At 55.2% G+C, this 19,991-nt stretch carries 18 protein-coding genes; 4 read left to right on the forward strand and 14 right to left on the reverse strand.

From position 1 onward, the window contains the following. Positions 1-53 precede the first annotated feature (53 nt). The 3 genes from AACR93_RS16445 to AACR93_RS16455 are packed head-to-tail and all read right to left on the reverse strand — an operon-like array spanning position 54 to position 3,188. Complete coding sequence (locus tag AACR93_RS16445) at positions 54-1,175, reverse strand: beta-ketoacyl-ACP synthase III (RefSeq protein ID WP_043851381.1); 1,122 nt, start codon at positions 1,173-1,175, stop codon at positions 54-56. A gap of 54 nt (positions 1,176-1,229) precedes the next feature. Then, positions 1,230-2,342, reverse strand: a complete 1,113-nt coding sequence (locus AACR93_RS16450; protein WP_043851382.1) for a vWA domain-containing protein — start codon at positions 2,340-2,342, stop codon at positions 1,230-1,232. Between the two features lie 3 nt (positions 2,343-2,345). After that, positions 2,346-3,188, reverse strand: coding sequence for an AAA family ATPase (locus AACR93_RS16455; protein ID WP_005347493.1), 843 nt, complete (start codon positions 3,186-3,188; stop codon positions 2,346-2,348). 159 nt (positions 3,189-3,347) lie between these two features. On the opposite strand from AACR93_RS16455, the gene cysK reads away from it, so the two are divergent. From cysK to crr, 4 genes are all read left to right on the forward strand, one after another. Next, entirely contained in the window at positions 3,348-4,316 is a 969-nt protein-coding gene (gene cysK / locus AACR93_RS16460) for a cysteine synthase A (protein ID WP_005347490.1), read from the forward strand. A 442-nt stretch (positions 4,317-4,758) separates the two neighbouring features. Continuing rightward, complete coding sequence (locus tag AACR93_RS16465) at positions 4,759-5,016, forward strand: HPr family phosphocarrier protein (protein ID WP_005303128.1); 258 nt, start codon at positions 4,759-4,761, stop codon at positions 5,014-5,016. 44 nt (positions 5,017-5,060) lie between these two features. Continuing rightward, positions 5,061-6,788, forward strand: a complete 1,728-nt coding sequence (ptsI, locus tag AACR93_RS16470) for a phosphoenolpyruvate-protein phosphotransferase PtsI (protein WP_043851383.1) — start codon at positions 5,061-5,063, stop codon at positions 6,786-6,788. A 42-nt stretch (positions 6,789-6,830) separates the two neighbouring features. Further along, a complete protein-coding gene (gene crr / locus AACR93_RS16475) occupies positions 6,831-7,340 on the forward strand; it encodes a PTS glucose transporter subunit IIA (protein ID WP_005303134.1) in 510 nt (169 codons plus the stop codon). 104 nt (positions 7,341-7,444) lie between these two features. Here the strand turns inward: crr and AACR93_RS16480 are convergent, their stop codons facing one another. From AACR93_RS16480 to AACR93_RS16530, 11 genes are all read right to left on the reverse strand, one after another. Next, positions 7,445-8,383, reverse strand: coding sequence for a GGDEF domain-containing protein (locus AACR93_RS16480; RefSeq protein WP_043851384.1), 939 nt, complete (start codon positions 8,381-8,383; stop codon positions 7,445-7,447). A gap of 626 nt (positions 8,384-9,009) precedes the next feature. Beyond that, a complete protein-coding gene (locus tag AACR93_RS16485) occupies positions 9,010-10,866 on the reverse strand; it encodes a phage tail tape measure protein (protein ID WP_043851385.1) in 1,857 nt (618 codons plus the stop codon). A 1,160-nt stretch (positions 10,867-12,026) separates the two neighbouring features. After that, positions 12,027-14,474, reverse strand: coding sequence for a primase-helicase zinc-binding domain-containing protein (locus AACR93_RS16490; protein WP_043851386.1), 2,448 nt, complete (start codon positions 14,472-14,474; stop codon positions 12,027-12,029). 8 nt (positions 14,475-14,482) lie between these two features. Then, positions 14,483-14,758: a hypothetical protein gene (locus AACR93_RS16495; protein WP_043851387.1), complete on the reverse strand. Its 276-nt coding sequence runs from the start codon at positions 14,756-14,758 to the stop codon at positions 14,483-14,485. Beyond that, complete coding sequence (locus tag AACR93_RS16500) at positions 14,755-15,123, reverse strand: hypothetical protein (protein ID WP_043851388.1); 369 nt, start codon at positions 15,121-15,123, stop codon at positions 14,755-14,757. Before AACR93_RS16500 ends, AACR93_RS16495 begins: the two co-directional genes overlap by 4 nt. Then, positions 15,120-15,287, reverse strand: coding sequence for a hypothetical protein (locus AACR93_RS16505; protein ID WP_156152989.1), 168 nt, complete (start codon positions 15,285-15,287; stop codon positions 15,120-15,122). Before AACR93_RS16505 ends, AACR93_RS16500 begins: the two co-directional genes overlap by 4 nt. A gap of 411 nt (positions 15,288-15,698) precedes the next feature. Then, positions 15,699-16,397: a hypothetical protein gene (locus tag AACR93_RS16510; RefSeq protein WP_043851389.1), complete on the reverse strand. Its 699-nt coding sequence runs from the start codon at positions 16,395-16,397 to the stop codon at positions 15,699-15,701. Positions 16,398-16,400: 3 nt separating this feature from the next. Continuing rightward, a complete protein-coding gene (locus tag AACR93_RS16515) occupies positions 16,401-17,837 on the reverse strand; it encodes a GPO family capsid scaffolding protein (RefSeq protein ID WP_082044137.1) in 1,437 nt (478 codons plus the stop codon). Between the two features lie 51 nt (positions 17,838-17,888). Continuing rightward, on the reverse strand, positions 17,889-18,140 hold the full coding sequence (locus AACR93_RS16520; RefSeq protein ID WP_082044138.1) for an ogr/Delta-like zinc finger family protein: 252 nt from the start codon (positions 18,138-18,140) through the stop codon (positions 17,889-17,891). Positions 18,141-18,151: 11 nt separating this feature from the next. After that, positions 18,152-18,361, reverse strand: coding sequence for a helix-turn-helix transcriptional regulator (locus tag AACR93_RS16525; protein WP_081318831.1), 210 nt, complete (start codon positions 18,359-18,361; stop codon positions 18,152-18,154). A 341-nt stretch (positions 18,362-18,702) separates the two neighbouring features. Then, the gene (locus AACR93_RS16530) at positions 18,703-19,944 is read right to left on the reverse strand and encodes a tyrosine-type recombinase/integrase (protein WP_043851391.1); all 1,242 of its coding nucleotides are present in this window, start codon (positions 19,942-19,944) and stop codon (positions 18,703-18,705) included. Between the last annotated feature and the right edge of the window lie 47 nt (positions 19,945-19,991).

A 19,991-nucleotide genomic window follows, 5' to 3' on the forward strand; every position in this document is an offset into this window, starting at 1 on the left:
TTCACCTGAACAGCGTTTTTGTTGTTATGCCCGCCGCGACAGGCGCACCATCCTCAGCACCGTTGCAGCAGCAGGCTACCGATGGAGTAGCCGGCTCCAAACGAGCAGAGGACGCCGCGCGCCCCGACAGGGAGGTCGCGATTGTACAGATGAAACGCGATGATGGAACCCGCCGAGCTGGTATTGCCATAGCTGTCGAGAATGACCGGCGCCTCCTGCTGGCTGGCATCGTGGCCCAGCAGCTTGCGGCCGATGAACTGGTTCATGGTGAGGTTGGCCTGATGGAGCCAGAGCCGGCTCAGGCTCTCGGCGGGCCAGCCCTGCTCGTCGAGCTGGCCGGCAATCTGGTCGCACACCAGTGGTAACACCTCCTTGAACACCTTGCGACCCTGCTGGCGAAACAGCTTGTCGTCGCCGTAGCGGGTACGCGGGCTCAGCCGGTTCAAAAAGCCGAAGTTGTTGCGGATGTTGTTGGAGTACTGGGTCACCAGCTTGCTGGTTACCAGTTGCCACGGATTGGCCACCTTGCAATCTTCCGCTCGTTCCAAAAGTACCGCGGTACAGGCATCACCGAAGATAAAGTGGCTATCCCGATCGCGAAAATTGAGGTGGCCCGAGCAGATCTCGGGATTGACCACCAGCGCCAGTTTGGCGCTGCCTGCCGCCAGCATGTCGGCGGCTGTTTTGATACCGAAGGTGGCAGACGAGCAGGCCACGTTCATGTCAAAGGCCATGCCGCTCGCCCCCAGATAGTGCTGCAGCTCGATGGCCAGCGCCGGATAGGGGCGCGGCATGTTGGAGGCGGCGACGATGACCAGATCGATCTCCCCCGGCTCGCGGCCGGCGGCGATCAACGCCTGTTCGGCGGCGGCCACCGCCATCTCCACCATGATGGAAGGCATCTCATCGGGCCGCTCAGCCAGCAGCGGCTGCATGATGTCGGGGTTGAGCACCCCCTCGCGGCTCACCAGATAACGGCTCTTGATGCCGGAGGCCTTCTCGATGAACTCGCAGCTGGAGTGCTGCTTGGCGGGGAGCTGGCCGGCGTCGATGGCGGAGGCGTTCTCCTCGTTATAGAGATCCACATACTGGTTGAAGGCGGCCACCAGCTCTTCATTGCTGACGGCAAAGGGTGGGGTATAGAGGCCTGAGCCACTGATCACGATAGAGGTCATCTTTGCTCCTCGCCGGGTGCGTTCCCGGCTTGTCGGTTTATAGGGTAGAGAGGGTTACAGCTGGTCGATCGCCGCAGCGAGACCCGCCAGAGTCAGCGGATGCATCCGCCCGCCAACCACGTCATTCATCAGTTTGATGGAGGGATGCCAGAGCCACTCCCGCCGCGGGGTGGGGTTGATCCACACCAGTTTGGGAAAGTGCTGCTGCAAGCGGGTAAGCCACACCTGACCCGACTCCTCGTTCCACTGCTCGACACTGCCACCCGGCCAGGTGATTTCGTAGGGGCCCATGGTGGCATCCCCCACCAGGATCACCCGGTAGTCGCTGCCGTAGGTGCGCAGCAGCCGCAGGGTATCGAACCGCTCCTCAAAGCGGCGGGCGTTATCCTTCCAGACGAAGTCGTAGAGGCAGTTGTGAAAATAGAAGTACTCCAGATGCTTGAACTCGTGGCGCAGGGCGGAGAAGAGGCGCTGTACCTCGGCCACGTGGGCATCCATGGAGCCTCCCACATCGAAGAAAACCAATAGCTTGACCCCGTTGTGGCGCTCGGGCCGCAGCTTCACATCGAGCCAGCCCTGGCGGGCAGAACTTTTTATGGTGTCGTCGAGATCCAGCTCGTCGGGATTGCCTTTGCGCACCCAGCGCCTGAGTTTGCGCAGCGCGAGCTGAATGGCGCGCTGGCCGAGCGGCGAGTCGTCGCTGAAGTTGCGATAGTGACGGGCCTCCCACACCTTGGTTGCCTTGCCGTGCTGCCCCTCTCCCCCCATGCGGATGCCCTCGGGGTGAAAACCGCCGTGGCGCTCTTTCTGCTCGCTTAACCGCTGGTTGAGGGTCTCCAGCAGCTTGTCGAGTCCGCCGAGGGATTTGAGCAGCGCCTTCTCCTCTGGGCTCAACAGCCGTTCGAACTCCTTGCGCAGCCACTCCTCGGGCAGGCTCTCCGGCAGCAGGGGAATGGCTTCCAGCCCCTCGTAGTATTCGGCGAAGGCGCGATCGAAGCGATCGTAGTGAGCCTCGTCTTTTACCAGCAGGCAGCGGGAGAGTTGGTAGAACTCGTCCATATCGATGGTGACCAGCCTGGCAGCCAGTGCGGCGTGCAAGTCCAGCAGTTCGCGCAGGCTGCAGGGGAGGTTGTGGCGGCGCAGGTGGGTAAAAAAGTCGATCAGCATGAGTCAGCTGCCGCGCCGGGCCAAAAAGGCGAGTTTCTCGAAGAGATGCAGATCCTGCTCGGTCTTGAGCAGAGCGCCATATAGCGCGGGCACCAGCTTGCCGGGCTCGCGGGCGCGCATCGCCTCGGGGGCGATATCGTCGGCCAAGAGCAGGCGGATCCAGTCCAGCAGCTCCGAGGTGGAGGGCTTCTTGCGCAGCCCCTCTACCTCGCGCAGCTCGAAGAAGAGATCCATTGCCTCGCCAAGCAGGCTCTCCTTGAGGTCGGGGTAGTGGAGTTTGACGATGGCCTGCATCTCGGCCTTGTCGGGGAAGCGGATGTAGTGGAAGAAACAGCGGCGCAGGAAGGCATCCGGCAGCTCTTTTTCGTTGTTGGAGGTGATGATGACCACCGGCCGCTGGCGCGCCTTGACTCGCTCGCCGGTCTCGTAGACATCGAACTCCATCCGATCCAGCTCCAGCAGCAGATCGTTGGGGAATTCGATGTCGGCCTTGTCGATCTCGTCGATCAGCAGCACCGGTCGCTGCTCGGCGCTGAAAGCCTGCCACAGCTTGCCCTGGCGAATGTAGTGGCTGATATCGGCCACTCTGGGGTCGCCGAGCTGGGAGTCGCGCAGCCGGGCCACCGCATCATATTCGTAGAGTCCCTGCTGGGCTTTGGTGGTGGACTTGATATGCCAGGCAATGAGATCGGTGCCAAGATGGTCGGCGACCGCTTCCGCCAGCACCGTCTTGCCGGTGCCCGGCTCCCCTTTGATCAGCAGCGGTTTTTCGAGGGTGATGGCGGCATTGACCGCCATCTTCAATGCATCGGAGGCGAGATACTGGCTGCTTCCTGAAAATCCCATAACGTCGGTTCCTTTGACGATTGGCTCCCGGAGTCAGGGGCCAGAGAGAATAAGCTCTATATGTTGTAATACCATATGGTTATAACGAATAGTCACTTCTCATTCAGAAACCACAGGGTAATCTTGTTTCATCGTCGTAACAAACACAGGGATAGCACCATGAGCAAAATTTTTGAGGACAATAGCCAGACTATCGGTCACACCCCGCTGGTTCGTCTCAACCGTGTTACCAAAGGCCGCGTGCTGGCCAAGATCGAGAGCCGCAACCCCAGCTTCAGCGTCAAGTGCCGTATCGGTGCCAACCTGATTTGGGATGCCGAGAAGCGCGGCATCCTGACCAAGGGTAAGGAGATCATTGAGCCCACCAGCGGCAACACGGGTATTGCTCTGGCCTTTGTTGCGGCTGCTCGTGGCTATCCCATCACCCTGACCATGCCGGCCACCATGAGTCTGGAGCGCCGCAAGCTGCTCAAGGCGCTCGGTGCCAATCTGGTGCTGACCGAAGGGCCGCTCGGCATGAAGGGGGCCATTGCCAAAGCCAACGAGATCCTCGAGTCCGAGCCGGGCAAGTATGTGTTGTTGCAACAGTTTGAAAACCCGGCCAACCCGGAGATCCACGAAAAGACCACCGGCCCCGAGATTTGGGATGCCACTGACGGTGAGGTGGATGTGTTCGTGGCCGGGGTCGGTACCGGTGGCACCATTACCGGTGTCTCCCGCTACCTGAAAAAGACTCAGGGCAAGGCGGTGGTCTCTGTCGCCGTTGAGCCTGCCGAGTCGCCGGTCATCAGCCAGAAGCTGGCCGGTGAAGAGATCAAACCGGGCCCCCACAAGATCCAGGGGATTGGCGCCGGCTTTATTCCGGGCAACCTGGACCTCTCTCTGATTGACCGGGTCGAGCAGGTGACCAGCGATGAAGCCATCGAGATGGCTCGTCGCTTGATGGAGGAGGAGGGGATCCTGGCAGGTATCAGCTCCGGTGCTGCCGTGGTGGCTGCCAGCCGTCTGGCCGAGCTGCCGGAGTTTGAAGGAAAAACGATTGTCGTCATCCTGCCGAGCGCCGCGGAGCGCTACCTCTCCAGTGCCCTGTTTGCCGGCGTATTCAGCGAACAAGAACTGCAGCAGTAAACCACAAGATTGCACTGACCAGACGGCGCTCCCAGGAGCGCCGTTTCTTTATGGGCTAGACTCTGCATCGCCCAGCGCCACTCGGGCCCTTATTTTTTGGGGTAAAATAACAAGCTCCGGAGCGAGAAAAAAAGCAGACATTCTGTGATAAATCTCATATCCTGTGCGGCGTCACGCGGTGTCTTATGGTCAGGTATCACAAAGTAACAAAGTGTTATTTTTCGTTATAAAATAATTTCAGGCCAGTCCTGATGCGGCTTGTAGCCCAATAACGGAAAAATCCCGACCAAGACACCGAAATACTGCACAGAAAATTGACCTGGATTAAACCATTGCGGGTCTGCTTTCGTTACTTTACAACATATCCATACTGACACGGTGGGTCAGGTTGTCTGAAAAGCGACCAGCTCACTAAAAAATATCAATAATATGGGGTGAAACCATGTACGAGAAGTCTGTTGTTATTACTGCTGAAAACGGCCTGCACACCCGTCCGGCAGCTCAGTTCGTGAAAGAAGCCAAAGAATTCCAAAGCGAGATCACTGTGGTCTCCGGTGGCAAATCTGCCAGCGCCAAGAGCCTGTTCAAGCTGCAGACTCTGGGTCTGACCAAAGGCACCAACGTGACCATCCAGGCCGACGGCCCGGACGCTCAGAAAGCCGTTGAGAAGCTGGTTGCCCTGATGGACGAGCTGGAGTAATCCAGCTTTATTCCTCCCCCACAGTCGTTTTAATAGGAAGGATTATGATATCTGGCATTCTTGCGTCCCCCGGTATCGCATTCGGTAAGGCGCTTCTTCTGAAAGAAGATGAAATCGTTATCAATCAGGGCAAGATCTCTGCTGACCAGATTGATGCCGAGATCAACCGCTTCCTCGAAGCCCGCACCAAGTCAGCTGCACAGCTGGAAGCCATCAAAGAGATGGCCGGTCGCACCTTCGGCGAAGAAAAAGAGGCCATCTTCGAAGGCCACATCATGTTGCTCGAAGATGAAGAGCTGGAAGGGGATATCAAATCCTTCATCAAAGATAACAAGGCATCCGCCGACAAAGCCATCTACGAGGTGATCGAACAGTACGCCAAGATGATGGCCGAGCTGGACGACCCCTATCTGCGCGAGCGCGCAACCGACTTCCGTGACATCGGTACCCGTCTGGTCAAGAACGTACTGGGCATCGCCGTTGTCAACCTGAGCACCATCGACGAAGAGGTGATTCTGGTCGCCAAAGACCTGACCCCGTCCGAAACTGCTCAGATCAACCTGAAATATGTGCTGGGTTTCGTTACCGACATCGGTGGCCGTACTTCCCACACCTCCATCATGGCCCGCTCTCTGGAGCTGCCGGCCATCGTGGGCACCAACGACATCACCGATCGCGTCAAGAACGGTGAGATGATCCTGCTCGACGCCATCCACAACAAAGTTGTGATCAACCCGAGCGAAGCCGAGCTGACCCAGTTCAAAGAGACTCAGGCCCGTTATCAGGCTGAGAAAGACGAGCTGGCCAAGCTGAAAGATCTGCCTGCCATCACTCTGGATGGTCATCAGGTCGAAGTGTGCGCCAACATCGGTACCGTCAAGGATACCGAAGGTGCCATTCGCAATGGCGCCGAAGGCGTGGGTCTGTACCGTACCGAGTTCCTGTTCATGGACCGTGACGCGCTGCCGACCGAAGACGAGCAGTTCAAAGCCTACAAAGAAGTGGCCGAAGCGATGCCGGATCAGCCGATCATCGTGCGTACCATGGACATTGGCGGCGACAAAGAGCTGCCGTACATGAATTTCCCGAAAGAGATGAACCCCTTCTTGGGCTGGCGTGCCGTGCGTATTTTCTTCGACCGCGAAGACATCATGCACGCTCAACTGCGGGCCATCCTGCGTGCGTCTGCCTTTGGCAAACTGCGCATCATGTTCCCGATGATCATCTCTGTCGAAGAGTTCCGTAGCCTGAAAGCTACCGTAGAGACGCTGAAAGCCGAACTGCGTGCCGAAGGCAAAGCCTTTGATGAATCCATCGAAGTGGGTATCATGATCGAGACCCCGGCTGCTGCCGTCATGGCTCATCATCTTGCCAAGGAAGTGGATTTCTTCAGTATCGGTACCAACGACCTGACCCAGTACACCCTGGCTGTCGACCGTGGTAACGAGATGATCTCCGCGATGTACAACCCGCTGTCACCCTCCGTCCTGACCCTGATCAAGATGGTTATCGATGCATCCCATGCCGAAGGCAAGTGGACCGGTATGTGTGGTGAACTGGCTGGTGACGAGCGTGCCACCCTGCTGCTGCTGGGTATGGGTCTGGATGAGTTCTCCATGAGCGCCATCTCTGTACCGCGTATCAAGAAGCTTATCCGCAACACCAACTTCGAAGATGTGAAGGCAATGGCTGATCAAGCACTGAGCTTTGCCACCGCTGCTGAAATCGAAGCATGCGTAGATAACTTTATTAAGCAGAAGGCAGTCTGCTAAGATCGGCTGCAAACAGCGAAAAATCATCTCTAGGAGCTTTATATGGGTCTGTTCGACAAACTGAAGAAACTGGTTTCCGACGATAGTTCTGACACCGGTGGCATCGAAATCTTTGCTCCGCTGTCTGGCGAAATCGTGCCGATCGAAGATGTGCCTGATGTCGTCTTCGCCGAGAAAATCGTTGGTGACGGTATCGCCATCAAGCCGGCTGGCAACAAGATGGTTGCTCCGTGCGACGGCACCATCGGCAAGATTTTCGAGACCAACCACGCGTTCTCTCTGGAATCTGACTCTGGCATCGAGCTGTTCGTTCACTTCGGTATCGACACCGTTGAACTGAAAGGCGAAGGCTTCAAGCGTATCGCTCAGGAAGGCCAGCAGGTCAAGCGCGGCGACACCATCATCGAGTTCGATCTGGCCGTTCTGGAAGCGAAAGCCAAATCTACCCTGACTCCGGTGGTCATCTCCAACATGGACGAGATCAAAGAGCTGGTGAAGATGACTGGTGCCGTGACTGTGGGCGAGACCCCGGTGATCCGCATCAAGAAATAAGCCGTGACAGGCCAAGAGCCTGTTACTGCAACAAAAAACCGAAGCCTTGTGCTTCGGTTTTTTTATGGCTGCGATCCGGCCCAGAACCCCTTTCCTCTCCTCCCTTACTCTTTCGCAACCACCACCCGGTTACGCCCCTGCTCCTTGGCGAGATAAAGCGCCCGATCCGCCATCATCAGCAGGTAGTCGATGCTCTGATCGCCCCGGGTTGCGGCGCAGCCAAGGCTGATGGTGAGAGTGATAGTCTGTCCCTGCCATGGCATGGCCAGCTCGCTGACCTGCTGGCGCAGCCGTTCGGCCCGGCAGGCGGCCTGTTCCAGCGTGTGATCCGGCAAGATCAGCAGAAACTCCTCGCCGCCCCAGCGGGCCAGACACTCCCCCGGTTGCAGCAGCTCAGTCATGGTTTCGGCAACGGCGCAGAGTGCCGCATCCCCCGCAGGGTGACCGTAACGGTCGTTGATTTGCTTGAAGTGGTCGATATCGCCCAGCACCAGGGCAAAGGCATCGCCCTGCATCCGGTGGGATTGCAGCTGCTGCTCGGCACCACGACGGTTGCACAGCTCGGTGAGGGGGTCGGTGCAGGAGAGGCGGCTGACCTCTTCCACCATGCACTGCAGGTCGTGAATGTCGCGGAAGGTGACGATATGGCCATTCGGGATGGCATCGGCCCCCAGCTGAGCCGTCACCACGAACCAGCGGTGCTGGCCATTCTTGCAGCGGATCAGGGCGGGCATCTCTGCCACTTCCAGACCCTGTTGCAGTGACTGTTCTACCTCGGTGTGCCAGGCCTGAATGATCGCGCTGCGGTAGGTTGCATCCGGATAGGCGAGGCGAAACCAGCTGTCCATATCGGGCAGATCGGCCAGGTCATACCCGAGCTGTTCGCGAAAGGCGCGGTTGAGAAAGCGATGGCGACGCACAGGGATGTTGTCACCGGTATCGGGCAGACCCTCGCGGCGCGCCACCGATTCTGACACCAGAATGGGGAGCGGTATCACGTCAAAGGAGCGAAACAGGATCTGCTGCAGTTCTCTCTCTTCCATCGTCACGTGGTGCTCCCTGATCCTTTTGTCACTTTCTCTAACATAGGTTAGCCAGCTCAGGTGGTAAATGGATTTCTGGGGCGCAGCGGGGGCGGGCTATCGTCTCATCTGAAAGCAGGGGAAAAGTGGGCTGGAGCAGCATGTTGCACCGTTTCGGAGGGGCCTGCTGGGTGTCTGCCGATGTCACCAGCGCGGCGTGCGGCAATGATTCAACGCGTTTAGCGGCTTATTTTATAAACCTTTTTGTTTATAAAATAACGCTGTTCTGGCGCCAGAGAGGGCAACACTTGCTGAGTGGCCATCTCCCCAGGGCTTGCCGAGCCTTCTCCGATCCGCTGACCGATCATGTGAACGCAATAAAAAAGCCGCTCACACAGGTGAGCGGCTTTGCTGGTTTCTCTTCCCTTAAGCGGGCTGCTTGCCCTCTTCGGCAGGAGGTGGCGGCAGGGCGCCGGAGTTGGATTCGACCTTCTGCTCCTCCCCCTGCATGTTTTTGATGTGAATCGTCTTAATGGTCTAACTGCTTTGTTTTATAAGGAAAATTAATTTCAACCAGATAATTAGGGTCACGCTTGGGGTCACGTTGTAGCATGGCGCCAGTCGTAAGAGACTGGCGCCATGGTATATCACGGAGTTTCGAGCCAAGCGTTCTCTGCCATCTGTTCCGGTGTCATCGGGTTCTGGTTGTGCATATGAACCTCTCCGATGTGCAGCGCTTTGGATGGCTTCTGGTTGGCTATGGTGGCTGCAGCATTTGCCTGGATCAACTGCTGACCAAGGCCACCCGATGGGATGCTGTTCTGGCCACCTTGGCGATAGCGAGCAAGGGGAGCATTAATGTTCTCTGCGCTTGGCATACTCAGCTCAGGAATTGAACCCACATCGAGGTTTACGCCAGGCAATTTGGCGAACATCTCCAGCACCCATTTAATGGCTTTGCCGATCGCCCAGATGGGTGAGTACAGCACCTTGAATATGGACCCAAGGATCGTGCCGGCTGATTTGCCCATCTCTGTCATGTTGCTGAATGCACCGGTTGCCTCATTCGTTGCGCCAAAGAACTCGCCTATCTTTGAGATGACACTCGAAATGCCGCCCCAGATAACAGGAAGGATCTCGGCCCAAGGTTCAAACACCAGCGAGATAGCAGGTCCTAGTGTCGATATCAGTCCCTGAGCAAATGCCTTGATAGGGTCCCACCACAACACCAGTGCGCCAATGGCGGCCCCTACCAGGAACACTGGCCATGCTAGCGCCGCGAATAACCCCCCCAGTGCTGAGAGAATGGCCATGACTCCACCAAGAGCGGCAAACCCCGCCACAGCCAGAACCACGGTGGAGATGGCTTTTGTCAGATTGGGGAATAGCTTCGTCCATCTCAACATTACGCCCCCTGCGTCTACGATATGGGATATCACATCGTTAATCGCAGGGGTGAGCTGGCCAAAAGCACTAGCCCGGATCGCGAACCATACCGCTTCCAGCCTCTGCCATTGATCGGTCATCGATGCCGCCATCTGTTCGGCTTTCCCCATGCCATGCGTATTGGCCAAGGCGTTGATGTTGCTGCCAAGAGCTTTGGTGTTCGTCATAAGCAACTTAATCATGGCGACAGCCTCGTCCGAGCCGAACGCTTTCTTCAGCTCATCTCCCTGGGCGATCGTCAGGGTTTCACCGTACCGCAATTTGAGCTGTTCGAGGATATCCAGTACCGGCATCATTTGCCCGGCGCTGTTTCTGAAATCCATCCCCAAAACTTTTTGGGCGTTCCCGATCCCTGACAAGAAAGCACTGAATTTGGTGCCTGCCTCTCCGCCTCCCATCGTTGATTGCAACATACCAAGCACGGCGAACTGCTCATCCATCGAGACACCAGCGATGTTACCGGCAGCCCCAATAGCCTCGAAAGCGTCAGACATACCCTTACCAGTGGTCTTGAACATCTGTACTGCCGTGGCTGTTTTCCCCGCCAGATCCTCTACCCATTGGGCTCGTCCGATGGCATTAGCCTGTTTCTCAAAGATGCTGTACATCGAACCCATAAAGCTGGTGATCGTGCCTGTGTCCGCTTTGGTCGCTGCTGCCAGAACCCCTGATGCTTTCGTAAATGTGGACAGCTCATACCCTTCAAGGCCAGCAATTGCAGACTGAATCTCATAAGAGGCTCTTACAAAATCTGTGGCCGATTTTCCGTAATCCATGCTGAACGTCAGCGCTGTCATGCCGAGTTTATCCAACGCCTGTTCTGCAATACCCAGTGAGGCGACCTCTCCCAGGGCGCGATCCATCTCAACTGCAGGCTGTAAGACCGCTTGAATACCAAGAACGCCAGAGATCACTGCTCCTGCGCCCCCAGCCATTTTTCCCCAATTCTGCTGAACGCTTTCCCCAACGCTGCCAACGGCAGCATTGATCTTCGCTAGGGGCTTGGTGACCTGATCAATTAAGGCCACCTGCATCATTAACTTTTCCATCCAGGCCATATATTTATTACCTATATATACTTGTTTATACCATCTGACATTTATTAACGGTCAGTATTAATGCAATGGTTGCTAATTTAATATCTAAGGTCAACTTTAAATGGACCTATTAATTTTCAGATGAAAATAGCGGCTATTTGTTTTTTGCAAAATTGCAAAAACACAAAAATAGCCAACATTACTTAACGTGTTGTTTTTATTGCGCATTTTTGATTTTAATCACTGTTGCAGTACGACCCAAGAACATCATGAAAACCCACGGAAAATATGAAATACCATGAAAAAACATGGAGTTATAAATTTTTTATCCGGCCAATTTTCTTGCTAAAACTGCAAAGTAGTGAAATTCCTTTCACTCTTTTCAGTTTTCAAAACATGCGCAGAACCCAGTATTCATGCGGGTTGGCAGTACCAAATTGCACGAATCCATTTCTGCAAAAAATTATATTGATGCACCGCGCAGGCGGGAGCGGAAGAGCGCGGATTCCGTGACGTGTGCGCGTCCGTGGCCTTCTCTACCGTTCTACCTGCGGTCAGCACTCAGTGCTGCCAGTATGGCTGGGATGTGTAGCCTGGGCACCGGTATAGCGCTGTGCTGGCGTCCTGGTGCATCACTATAGGGATGGGAGCGAGTCATGGTGAACGGTCACCGTGGCTGTTTGAAGGAGTCAGAACAGGCCAGCCAGATGGACGGCTCTCTCCCCCAACGGGTGAACCGGTGGAACAGTTACATCTGCGCATCAATTCGAGCCATTCGCCCGCTCAAAACTGCGGTGAAAAACTTTTATGGGCACTACTGTCTACCTCTCTACCCAATGGCTCAATCCCTTATGCTGAAAGGCTTTGAGAGGGGTGGGATTGATTTTTCATTCTCACCCCACTCACTACCCAATAGCCTCCCACTCTCCCCCTATGGAATTTTTGTACTGCTGGAACTCATCAGACCAGAAACAAAAAAATTACATTAAGGAGGTAGACAAGGTAGACAGTGGGTAGATAGTAAAAAGTTATTATCTACCTGTCTTTAATCCTTATATATCAAGTGTTTTTGTGTGTTTGGTAGAGAGGGGGAGAAGGATTTGAAAAAGTCTCATATCCAATGGGGTTGGGATGAAAAAAAGGGCCGCATCGTGCGACCCTGGTATTCCTTCTGGCTGGCCTTATTGGTTCTCAACGAAGAGCGGCTGTGGCATGAAGACTTCCGCCGCCTCGGTCAACCCTGCGTTGGTTTGGGTGTACCCCTTGATCTTGCGAGTGCGGTACTCCCTTCCCAGCTCTCTAGCAGCGCTCTTTGCCGCCTGGCTAAACTTCTGGACTGATAGCGGTCGCCCCAGTCCGTGGTATTCCATGTAGGCCAGATAGAGGTGATAGAGGTAGCGTTTCGGCTCCTGCTTGATGCTCGAGTTCCCCCCCATGAACAGGCCCATCGGCTCATCCATAAACGCCAACGTTGAGCACAGGTCGATGACAGGATCCGTTGCTCGCTTGATGGTGAGAGCATCGCTTGAGTTACGTTGTTCCAGCAGCAAACGCCGGGCCTGCTCTGGTTCTGCGAACCTCTCCAGCAGATGGCGGATGACGATGGGCAGTTCTGCCGCGATCTTGTCGCCGAGCAGCGGATCTTTGTCCTCCTCCGATACCACTCTGTCAAAGGTGAAGATGACCCGTCTACGTGCCACACCACCATTGCGTTCAGTGATGACCATGGGCTCATTATTGGTCGCCAGAACGACAGCCCTGATCACGGTGGCAAATTGCTTCTCGTATTTGCCATCCACCTCAACGAGGTCACCACCAGTAATCGCCTTGATACCACTGCCATCGCCGATGTACTTGGGTTGGTCAGGGAGCACAATCAGGCGCTTGTCTACGAACTGGGCGCGGCCCCTGGCGTTATCGAGCGCGATCATGTTGCCGGATCCTGTGTTCCGGAGTCCGCCAGCCAGTAGGGTCGCAATGTTGGCAAACACACTCTTGCCGCTACCACCTTCCCCTGTTACCTCAAGGAATAACTGCCAGTCATAGCGATTGGCCAGCACCATGAACAAGGCCGCCTTGATCCGCTCCATCTTGGCGATATCACTATTTGCTGCATGGGTCAGCCACTTGGTGAAGTTGGGGGCGTGTTGCTCGATGTTCTCACCTGGTTGATGAGCCCCATATTCAATGCCGTTATGGTTGAGTAGCCCATCAGCTGCTGCATGCGGCCTGAACTGGTGAGTTGCCATGTCGTATACCCCGTTGGCAAACCCGATCAGATCATCAGGGGTATTGCCGAGCGGCGAGATCATCAGCTTCATGGTGGCCACCGCTTTCGATACCGCGGAGTCACTGAACGGCACATCATGGTCTGTGAAAATGACCGCCATTTCACGGCGCAGCTCGATATCTGCCAGCGGCCCCCACAGCCTGCCATCGTAACGGTACACCCGCTCAGCCTCGATGTTGATAGCCACATCACCCAGGCGTTCGATCAGCAGGCTGGCACGTTGGCTTGCGCTCATCTTCTCGATCGGCACGATGGGCTTTTTCATTTTCTCATTGGCTGCCCCAGTTAGCTCCGCTGCGGCCAGCTCTACCTGTCCGGGTTCCTTCTGGCTGGCTTCCTTGGGTTTGTCGGTTGTCTTGGTTGGATGATCCCCTATGATCGCCGCCTTGGTCGCATCCAGCCCATGAGCCTGGTGATAGTCGTTCCAGTCGCCAGCCTCTGGCGGAATGGCTACTTGGGCACCGATAGCAGCGGCTGCTTGCTCCGCCTTGGCCTTGCCCGGGTTGCCCTTGGTCTTGGCATCGTTGTCCGCACAGATGATCGCTCTGCATGGCTGCAGTGGGTTATCGGCTCCCCGAACCATGTTGGCGACGGCCAGCAGATTACCCGCATCCATGGCACAGTAGACGGTTGCTCCGGTTGCCTGATGAATGCTCAAGCCGGTGGCGTAGCCTTCGCATATTGCCACCAGAGCATTGCCCGGGATCCGGTGGCATGCCCCGGCCTTTTGCCCGCCCGCCAGATAGCTTTTGCTGCCCTGGTCGTCGATCAGCTGAACGTTCACCAGCTGTCCACCAAAGTCGGCATAAAGCGGCACCACCAAGGAACCAGGTGCAAAGGTCATCTCCCCCACAGCGATCACGTGCTGGGATACGTTGACCTGAACACCCTGCAGCCCTTTTCCTTCAAGGTAGGGGCTGGCCCCTTGCTGACAGTCTTGCATGATGTCTGCAGCACGGCGGGCTGCCTTCTTGCGCTGTTGTTCGACTCGCTTGCGCTCTTGCTCGGCTTTGTCCTGTAACAGCCGGTGAATTCGTTCCCGCTCAGCAGGGTCTAGCCCTTCACCAGACAAACCAACCAGGGGGGCGAGCAACTCGGCCGCCTCTTTGAGCGGCTTCCTGATGGTCTTCGCCACCAGATCAAGCCCATCACCAGCCCCACACTGACTGCAGATGAAGGTGCCACGCCCCTCCTTGTCATCCATCCGAAAGCGGTCTTTGCCACCACAGGCAGGGCAGGGGCCGTGTTTACCTCTGCCCGGGATATCAATCCCCACCTCAGCCAACAGCGCTGGCCAGCGGCCACAAGCTGCGGCAGCCACATCAGAAACCAATGTCATCGACTGACTCACTGATCACCCCCTTGCAGAAAAACAACCAGGGTTTTGAAATCCTGTTTACCTAACCCCATCAAATGGCGGGCTTGATCAGGTGTTACCGCGATTGAGTTGCCTTGCATTTGCTCAATGAACTTTGCCCGCTCTTCATCGCTGTCAAACACACTCAGAAAGCCGAGCTCCTTATTGCTTGCCAAGACTTTCAGAATGCCGCTCTCGATGGAGGGGGAATCCTCGCGCACGGCATCAGTGGGCGCAGGGCACTTTGTCCATGCTAAATAGATCATGAGTGCAGCTCCTGTCTGGCTCCCGTGCCCATGACGTTGACCTGACGAATCTGCACCTCTACGGCATCCAGGCTGGTCATGATCGGGATAAGCAGGTCGGCCATCATGCAGGGCTCAACCATGGACTGGTTACCGGCTATCACTTTGAGCATGGCGGCAAGGTATCTGCTGTTGCGCTGGGTCATCGCGGCCAGTTCGGTGCCTGCGCACATCTCTTCGAGCTGATCGAGCAGGTCGGCCAGTGGGTTCAGCAGATCGATCAGCAACTGGCTATCCAGCAGCTCAACATTGCGAAAGCAGGTGTGGTGTAACGCGCTGGTCAGAGCATCGACATGGGCCAGTTTGGTTTTGATGTGGGAGTTCATACTGCACCCCCTTTGCGCGGAGTGCGGGACATAAACACCAGTGGCAAACCGGCCAGTGCGGCGCGCGCTTGGGCTTCGTTCTGGCCAAATGCGGAAATGGTGCGGATACGGCGCAGGTCTGCCAGGCGGCAGACGCTCGGGGTGATCAAGAAGGTATAAATCATGGGGTAAAACCTCTGTGTATTTAACAGAGGCGGATCGGGTAGCCGCAAAGCAGCGCCACACAGAAAAGGCGCAGCCGGGGCGTTTTCTTTGGCTCCCGACCCATGCCCCGAAACTGGATAGATCCCCGGCGCAGTGGCCGAAGTTTCGGGAAATGAGGGCTGATTGTCTCTGTGTGATCTCTGCTTGCGGGTGCTTAATCCGCCAGCTATGTAACCACTTGCTTAAGGTGGTAACAGGAAAGATCTTACCGTCTCGATCAGTCTCAAGCAAGCTTATGCGTCTGGTTAACAGTGCTTTGGGCGGATCTTGGTCTTTGATAGACTGCATATTGTTCAATCTCGCGCTGGAATAGGGTGTGGTGATGAGGGATGAACGCAACGAATGGGAGCCCTGGCAGGCTCCCATTTTTCTTAGGCATTCAGTTCCTTCATCAAGCGTTGGCGTTTGCCCGGGCTGTCACACTGTGTCAGCAGGTCAGAAGAGCGTGGAATAGTCGGCATGGTCAGTGCCTGATAGGCGGCGGATTGATTCTCCTCCGCCGATACTTGGTGATTTACCATGGCCTGATCCAGTGCTTTGAGCAGTTCGGCACGTGCCCAACCCAGCGCGGCCTGCCGGTCCGTGGTGCACGCCTTGGCATGGGTGATAGCCGCCAAGTCTGCCAGTTTTGGCTTGAGTGCCTTGATGATGGCCGGTAATTCGTCCTCGAGTTCCTTGGCATAGCTGCCGACGACGAATGCTCTGCTCATTGAGACCGCCTTATGAGCATCATCCAGCGGCAGGATCAGCTGTTTTTCCTGCAGCTCCGATTGGCTGATGGCTGCCTGCGCCGCTTCGATCAGTTCACCCAGTTCACGATACTCATCAGATGACTCAAGATCCGGTTCACCGTGAACCAACTGGTTAACCCGCTCTTGGCGAAGAGCTTCCCGGCGATCAGTGGCCTGCTGGATGCGCTCTGTCAGGTTCTTGCGCTGCTCACGCAGTGCCTGAAGCTCGTTATCAATCGCCATCATCTTGTCGTGCTCAGCACGGAACTGGGCAATCCGTTGATCCAGATAGCTGGCGGTTACTTCCTTGGCTCCCTGGCGCTTTGTTGTTTGCTTCATGGGTTACTCCTGATGGGTGGTGATAGTGATGTTGTCGAAGGCGGCATATGCGGTGTCGTCACCCAGCGCATAGGACTGTGCCCGGTAGTAACGAACGCCCCAACTGGCCAGGTCATCAAGGCTGTCAGCGCTAAGACGATGGGTGTTGTTTACGCTGATGATTTGCAGATTTTCGGCAAAGGTGACGGCCAGCAAGGTGCCGGTCATATGCTGGTGTGACAGTACCGGCATGTCGGCAATTTTCAGTTGTTGCTCTTTGCTGCGGACTTGCCCTGGTTGCAGATAGGCTTGCTTGTGTGCACGCAGCAGGTCACCACCGACCAGTACGCGCAAGCGCGGATCGTTGCGGTATCCTTCGGGCAGTTTGGCGACCAGCTCATAGGCCATCGTATCGAGGTCGGCATAATTGCCACCGTTCCGGGTGTCGAAGGTCACGGCATCACGCAGCACTCGCAGACCATCCTCGTCAGCGGCCTTGGCCAAGGCATGCCACCCTGGCATCACATCTTCACCATTTGGGTTAGCTACAGGGTCGGTGCTGGCGGCAGCGTATTTGCCATGAAAACCGACTCGCAGAAGGTCATCACCAAATGCAGCCAGTGCCAATGATTCAAGCACTTGGTTAGCCTGTTCCTGAGTCATCCCCTCCAACATTTGGCTCAGCTGTCGCCACGTCCAGATCACACTGCTGTCCACATCTTTGAACGTGGGGTTGCGGGTACTGGGGTTTGCTGGCACCAAGAAACGACTGCGTTCCTTGCGACCTGTGCGTAGTCCAGACTTGATAGGGTCGAACAGTGGTGAATGGGGATCGCTCACGTCCAGGAACGTCAACAACTCAAGAAAGGGCGTCGCTTGCACGATGGCTGAACGCAAGGCCCCGCTGGCGCTTGGGTCAAGGTTGCCGAAGGTGGATTGCTTGCCAGGAGCAAAGCTCATACTCATGTTGGCTAAGAGCTCTGAGAGGGTCGGTTTGTTCTTATTCATGTCGCTGTTCCCTGTGGTGTTGGCCCAAAGTTGGGATTGACCAATAACGGTCTGGCTATTGCTGAATTTCATGTGGGTAGTACCGGTACTCGCTGGCTCATCGGTGACCCCGAGCGCCCCTAGGTACCAAAGGCCTTTCCCTGCGAAATTCTCTTTCGGCTCAATAGAGCAGAATGCATAACGGCCAGTTTTATTCAGTTCGATTAATGCAAGAGAGGGGTTCAGGATGGCAAATAGCTTAATAACGTTGCCCTCATGCTGTGTTTTTAATGCCTCGATATGTCCGAGTGGTGTAACTCGTTTATGGTCTGGCCACAAACAAGCGGTGTAATATTCGGGGTCGTATGATTCAGCCATCTGAGTTAACCATTCCGGCTTTATCTCTCTGCCGTCTACAGTTTTTCCAGATGTGCCGATGCACACCCATCCTGTTTTTAAAGTTGATGCGGTCATATTCACTCTTTATTTAATTAGTGGTCTAAAGCGTAACTTATTCTCTGCGTTTTATTTATTGCTCTTGTTTATTTCGTCCAGAATGCTTTGCCGTGCACTGGGCGACAATGCATTGATAAGGTCAATGACGACGGTGCTGGCCTTATCAGTGGATGGCCTAAGAGTATGCTTGTATGCAAGGGTTGAAACCCAAGCATGGCAGCACACGGTGCATTCGCAATACAGGTCGGTGACGTTCTCGGAAAGGTGATTGGATTTTGTCACTCGGCCAAGGCTTTGGCACTGGTTACAAACTACGCGCACATATTCCCCCCTTAATGATTACTTCTTGTTGTTCGCTCTGATATTTTGGCTGTCAGCCAATCATTAATTTCATGCTCCACCCATGCCACCGATTTTGGACCGATAGAAACAGGGCGGGGGAATGTACCTTCTTTCATTCTTAAATAAATGGTTGGCTTTGATAATCCAACCTTTGAAATAACATCCTTTATCCGCAATAAGCGAATGTTTTGCTCTGGCATAAGCAGGCCCTTTAAATAGTTTTAGTAGTAGCGGCAATCGTATTGCTTGAGGCAGATATTACTGCCTGAGACCAAGATAACCAATATAAGCCAAGACGTGACATTGCTGTTTTGCCTTGTTTTTCATGCAAAAAAAGTCAATAAAATTGAATTTTAAAACGTGTCAATAGAGCAATATGGCTCAATATGGCGCTATATGATTTTTTTTAGTCGGGGCATCTGGGTGAAATTTTTTTTATGAATTTTTGGAATATAAATTCAATTTAGCATGCCAGATTGGAATTGGTCGTGGCGCTGTGCTGGCATGCTTGTTGATTAAGTTTATGAATATAAAGGTTTATTTACTGATGATCTAAGAGGGATGTGATTAGGTCAGCCCATTTTGTAAGTGCTGCTTTGCGCTCGTCAAAGAAGTCGTGATGGTTGTAGACCGCCACAATGCCCTGTGACTTGAGGGTATGGTTCAGGATCAGTTCCGCTACCTCCTGCTGCACCCCGAGCGCGGCCAGGTGCGTTCTGGCGGTATGGCGCAGAGCATGCACGTTAAGTTGCTCGATCCCATCAACCTTGGCCCGTAGCTTCTGGATGGCGGCATTCAGGGTGGTTTGCCCCATATGTGGCTTGGTCTGCCTTGAGATGGCGGGGAACACGTAGTCACTGCCACACCCAAGATACTTGGCCTCTTTAAGCCAGATGATGGCTTGCTCTGGCAAAGGGATCACGATGCCACGGCCGGTCTTGGCCCGTTCTGGCTGCAGTGTCCAGGTCTGCTGCTGCAAGTCGAACTCGTCCCAGGTGGCAGAAAGCAGCTCCATCTTTCGGCCACCCAGTAGCAGCAGCAGGCGAAAGGCCAGATCGCAACTACGGCTAAACCCCCTGCAGGTAGGGATCGCCCCCAGCACCTCCGCCAACTTTTCCCTAGTCAGATAAAATTCCCGGCTTTTCAGTTGGCCACCGGCATCAGCCAGGGTAAAGGCGGAGGCTGGGTTGCTCTCTACGATGTGCCGTTTGATGGCGTAGTCGAACAGTCGCTTGAGCCAGCCAAGGATGTTGTTGGCCATGGTCGGGCTACCCCGGTCGAGAATAGATTGCAGGAGTGCATCAATATGCCTTGGTTTGACATCCTCTGGCCCCAGCTTGCCCAGACTGGCGATGATGTCCTTCTCGAATCGCTGCCGGATCACGTGAGCATCCTTGCGGCGCCCTTCGACCTGTCTGGAAAGGAACTCATCAGCCAGGGAAGCCACCGTGACACGGTTTGCGATGGCTGTATGCCGAGCGATGGATTCGCGCTTGCGCTCCTGTTTCTCGCTGGCTACATCAGTACCAAGGGTGACCATGGCCATCAACCGCTTCGCCTCGTCCATGGCTTGCTTGAGCGCCATGTTATCGACATGACCGATCAGCATCTTGCGTTGCTTGCCGCCGAAGCGATACCGCAACCGCCAGAACGGGCGCTTATAGTTGGCTGGCCAGCAGAGTGCGAGGTTGTCACACACTGACCGGTTATCAAAACGCGCCCCCTGTTCACCTTCCCGCATGAGTGCCTTGAAGGTGATTTCAGCCTGCTTTCTTGGCGCCATAATGCCCCCTGTGTGACCCTAAAGTTTTTCGTAAGCAAAAAAAAGTG

This window comes from Aeromonas sp. L_1B5_3 (genome assembly GCF_963866575.1).
Classification (GTDB): Bacteria; Pseudomonadota; Gammaproteobacteria; order Enterobacterales; family Aeromonadaceae; genus Aeromonas; species Aeromonas jandaei.

Coding starts and splice junctions, on each gene's coding strand:
- AACR93_RS16445 (WP_043851381.1), bottom strand. CDS start 1,175: ATGACCTCTATCGTGATCAGTGGCTCAGGCCTCTATACCCCACCCTTT.
- AACR93_RS16450 (WP_043851382.1), bottom strand. CDS start 2,342: ATGCTGATCGACTTTTTTACCCACCTGCGCCGCCACAACCTCCCCTGC.
- AACR93_RS16455 (WP_005347493.1), bottom strand. CDS start 3,188: ATGGGATTTTCAGGAAGCAGCCAGTATCTCGCCTCCGATGCATTGAAG.
- cysK (WP_005347490.1), top strand. CDS start 3,348: ATGAGCAAAATTTTTGAGGACAATAGCCAGACTATCGGTCACACCCCG.
- AACR93_RS16465 (WP_005303128.1), top strand. CDS start 4,759: ATGTACGAGAAGTCTGTTGTTATTACTGCTGAAAACGGCCTGCACACC.
- ptsI (WP_043851383.1), top strand. CDS start 5,061: ATGATATCTGGCATTCTTGCGTCCCCCGGTATCGCATTCGGTAAGGCG.
- crr (WP_005303134.1), top strand. CDS start 6,831: ATGGGTCTGTTCGACAAACTGAAGAAACTGGTTTCCGACGATAGTTCT.
- AACR93_RS16480 (WP_043851384.1), bottom strand. CDS start 8,383: ATGGAAGAGAGAGAACTGCAGCAGATCCTGTTTCGCTCCTTTGACGTG.
- AACR93_RS16485 (WP_043851385.1), bottom strand. CDS start 10,866: ATGGCCTGGATGGAAAAGTTAATGATGCAGGTGGCCTTAATTGATCAG.
- AACR93_RS16490 (WP_043851386.1), bottom strand. CDS start 14,474: ATGACATTGGTTTCTGATGTGGCTGCCGCAGCTTGTGGCCGCTGGCCA.
- AACR93_RS16495 (WP_043851387.1), bottom strand. CDS start 14,758: ATGATCTATTTAGCATGGACAAAGTGCCCTGCGCCCACTGATGCCGTG.
- AACR93_RS16500 (WP_043851388.1), bottom strand. CDS start 15,123: ATGAACTCCCACATCAAAACCAAACTGGCCCATGTCGATGCTCTGACC.
- AACR93_RS16505 (WP_156152989.1), bottom strand. CDS start 15,287: ATGATTTATACCTTCTTGATCACCCCGAGCGTCTGCCGCCTGGCAGAC.
- AACR93_RS16510 (WP_043851389.1), bottom strand. CDS start 16,397: ATGAAGCAAACAACAAAGCGCCAGGGAGCCAAGGAAGTAACCGCCAGC.
- AACR93_RS16515 (WP_082044137.1), bottom strand. CDS start 17,837: ATGACCGCATCAACTTTAAAAACAGGATGGGTGTGCATCGGCACATCT.
- AACR93_RS16525 (WP_081318831.1), bottom strand. CDS start 18,361: ATGCCAGAGCAAAACATTCGCTTATTGCGGATAAAGGATGTTATTTCA.
- AACR93_RS16530 (WP_043851391.1), bottom strand. CDS start 19,944: ATGGCGCCAAGAAAGCAGGCTGAAATCACCTTCAAGGCACTCATGCGG.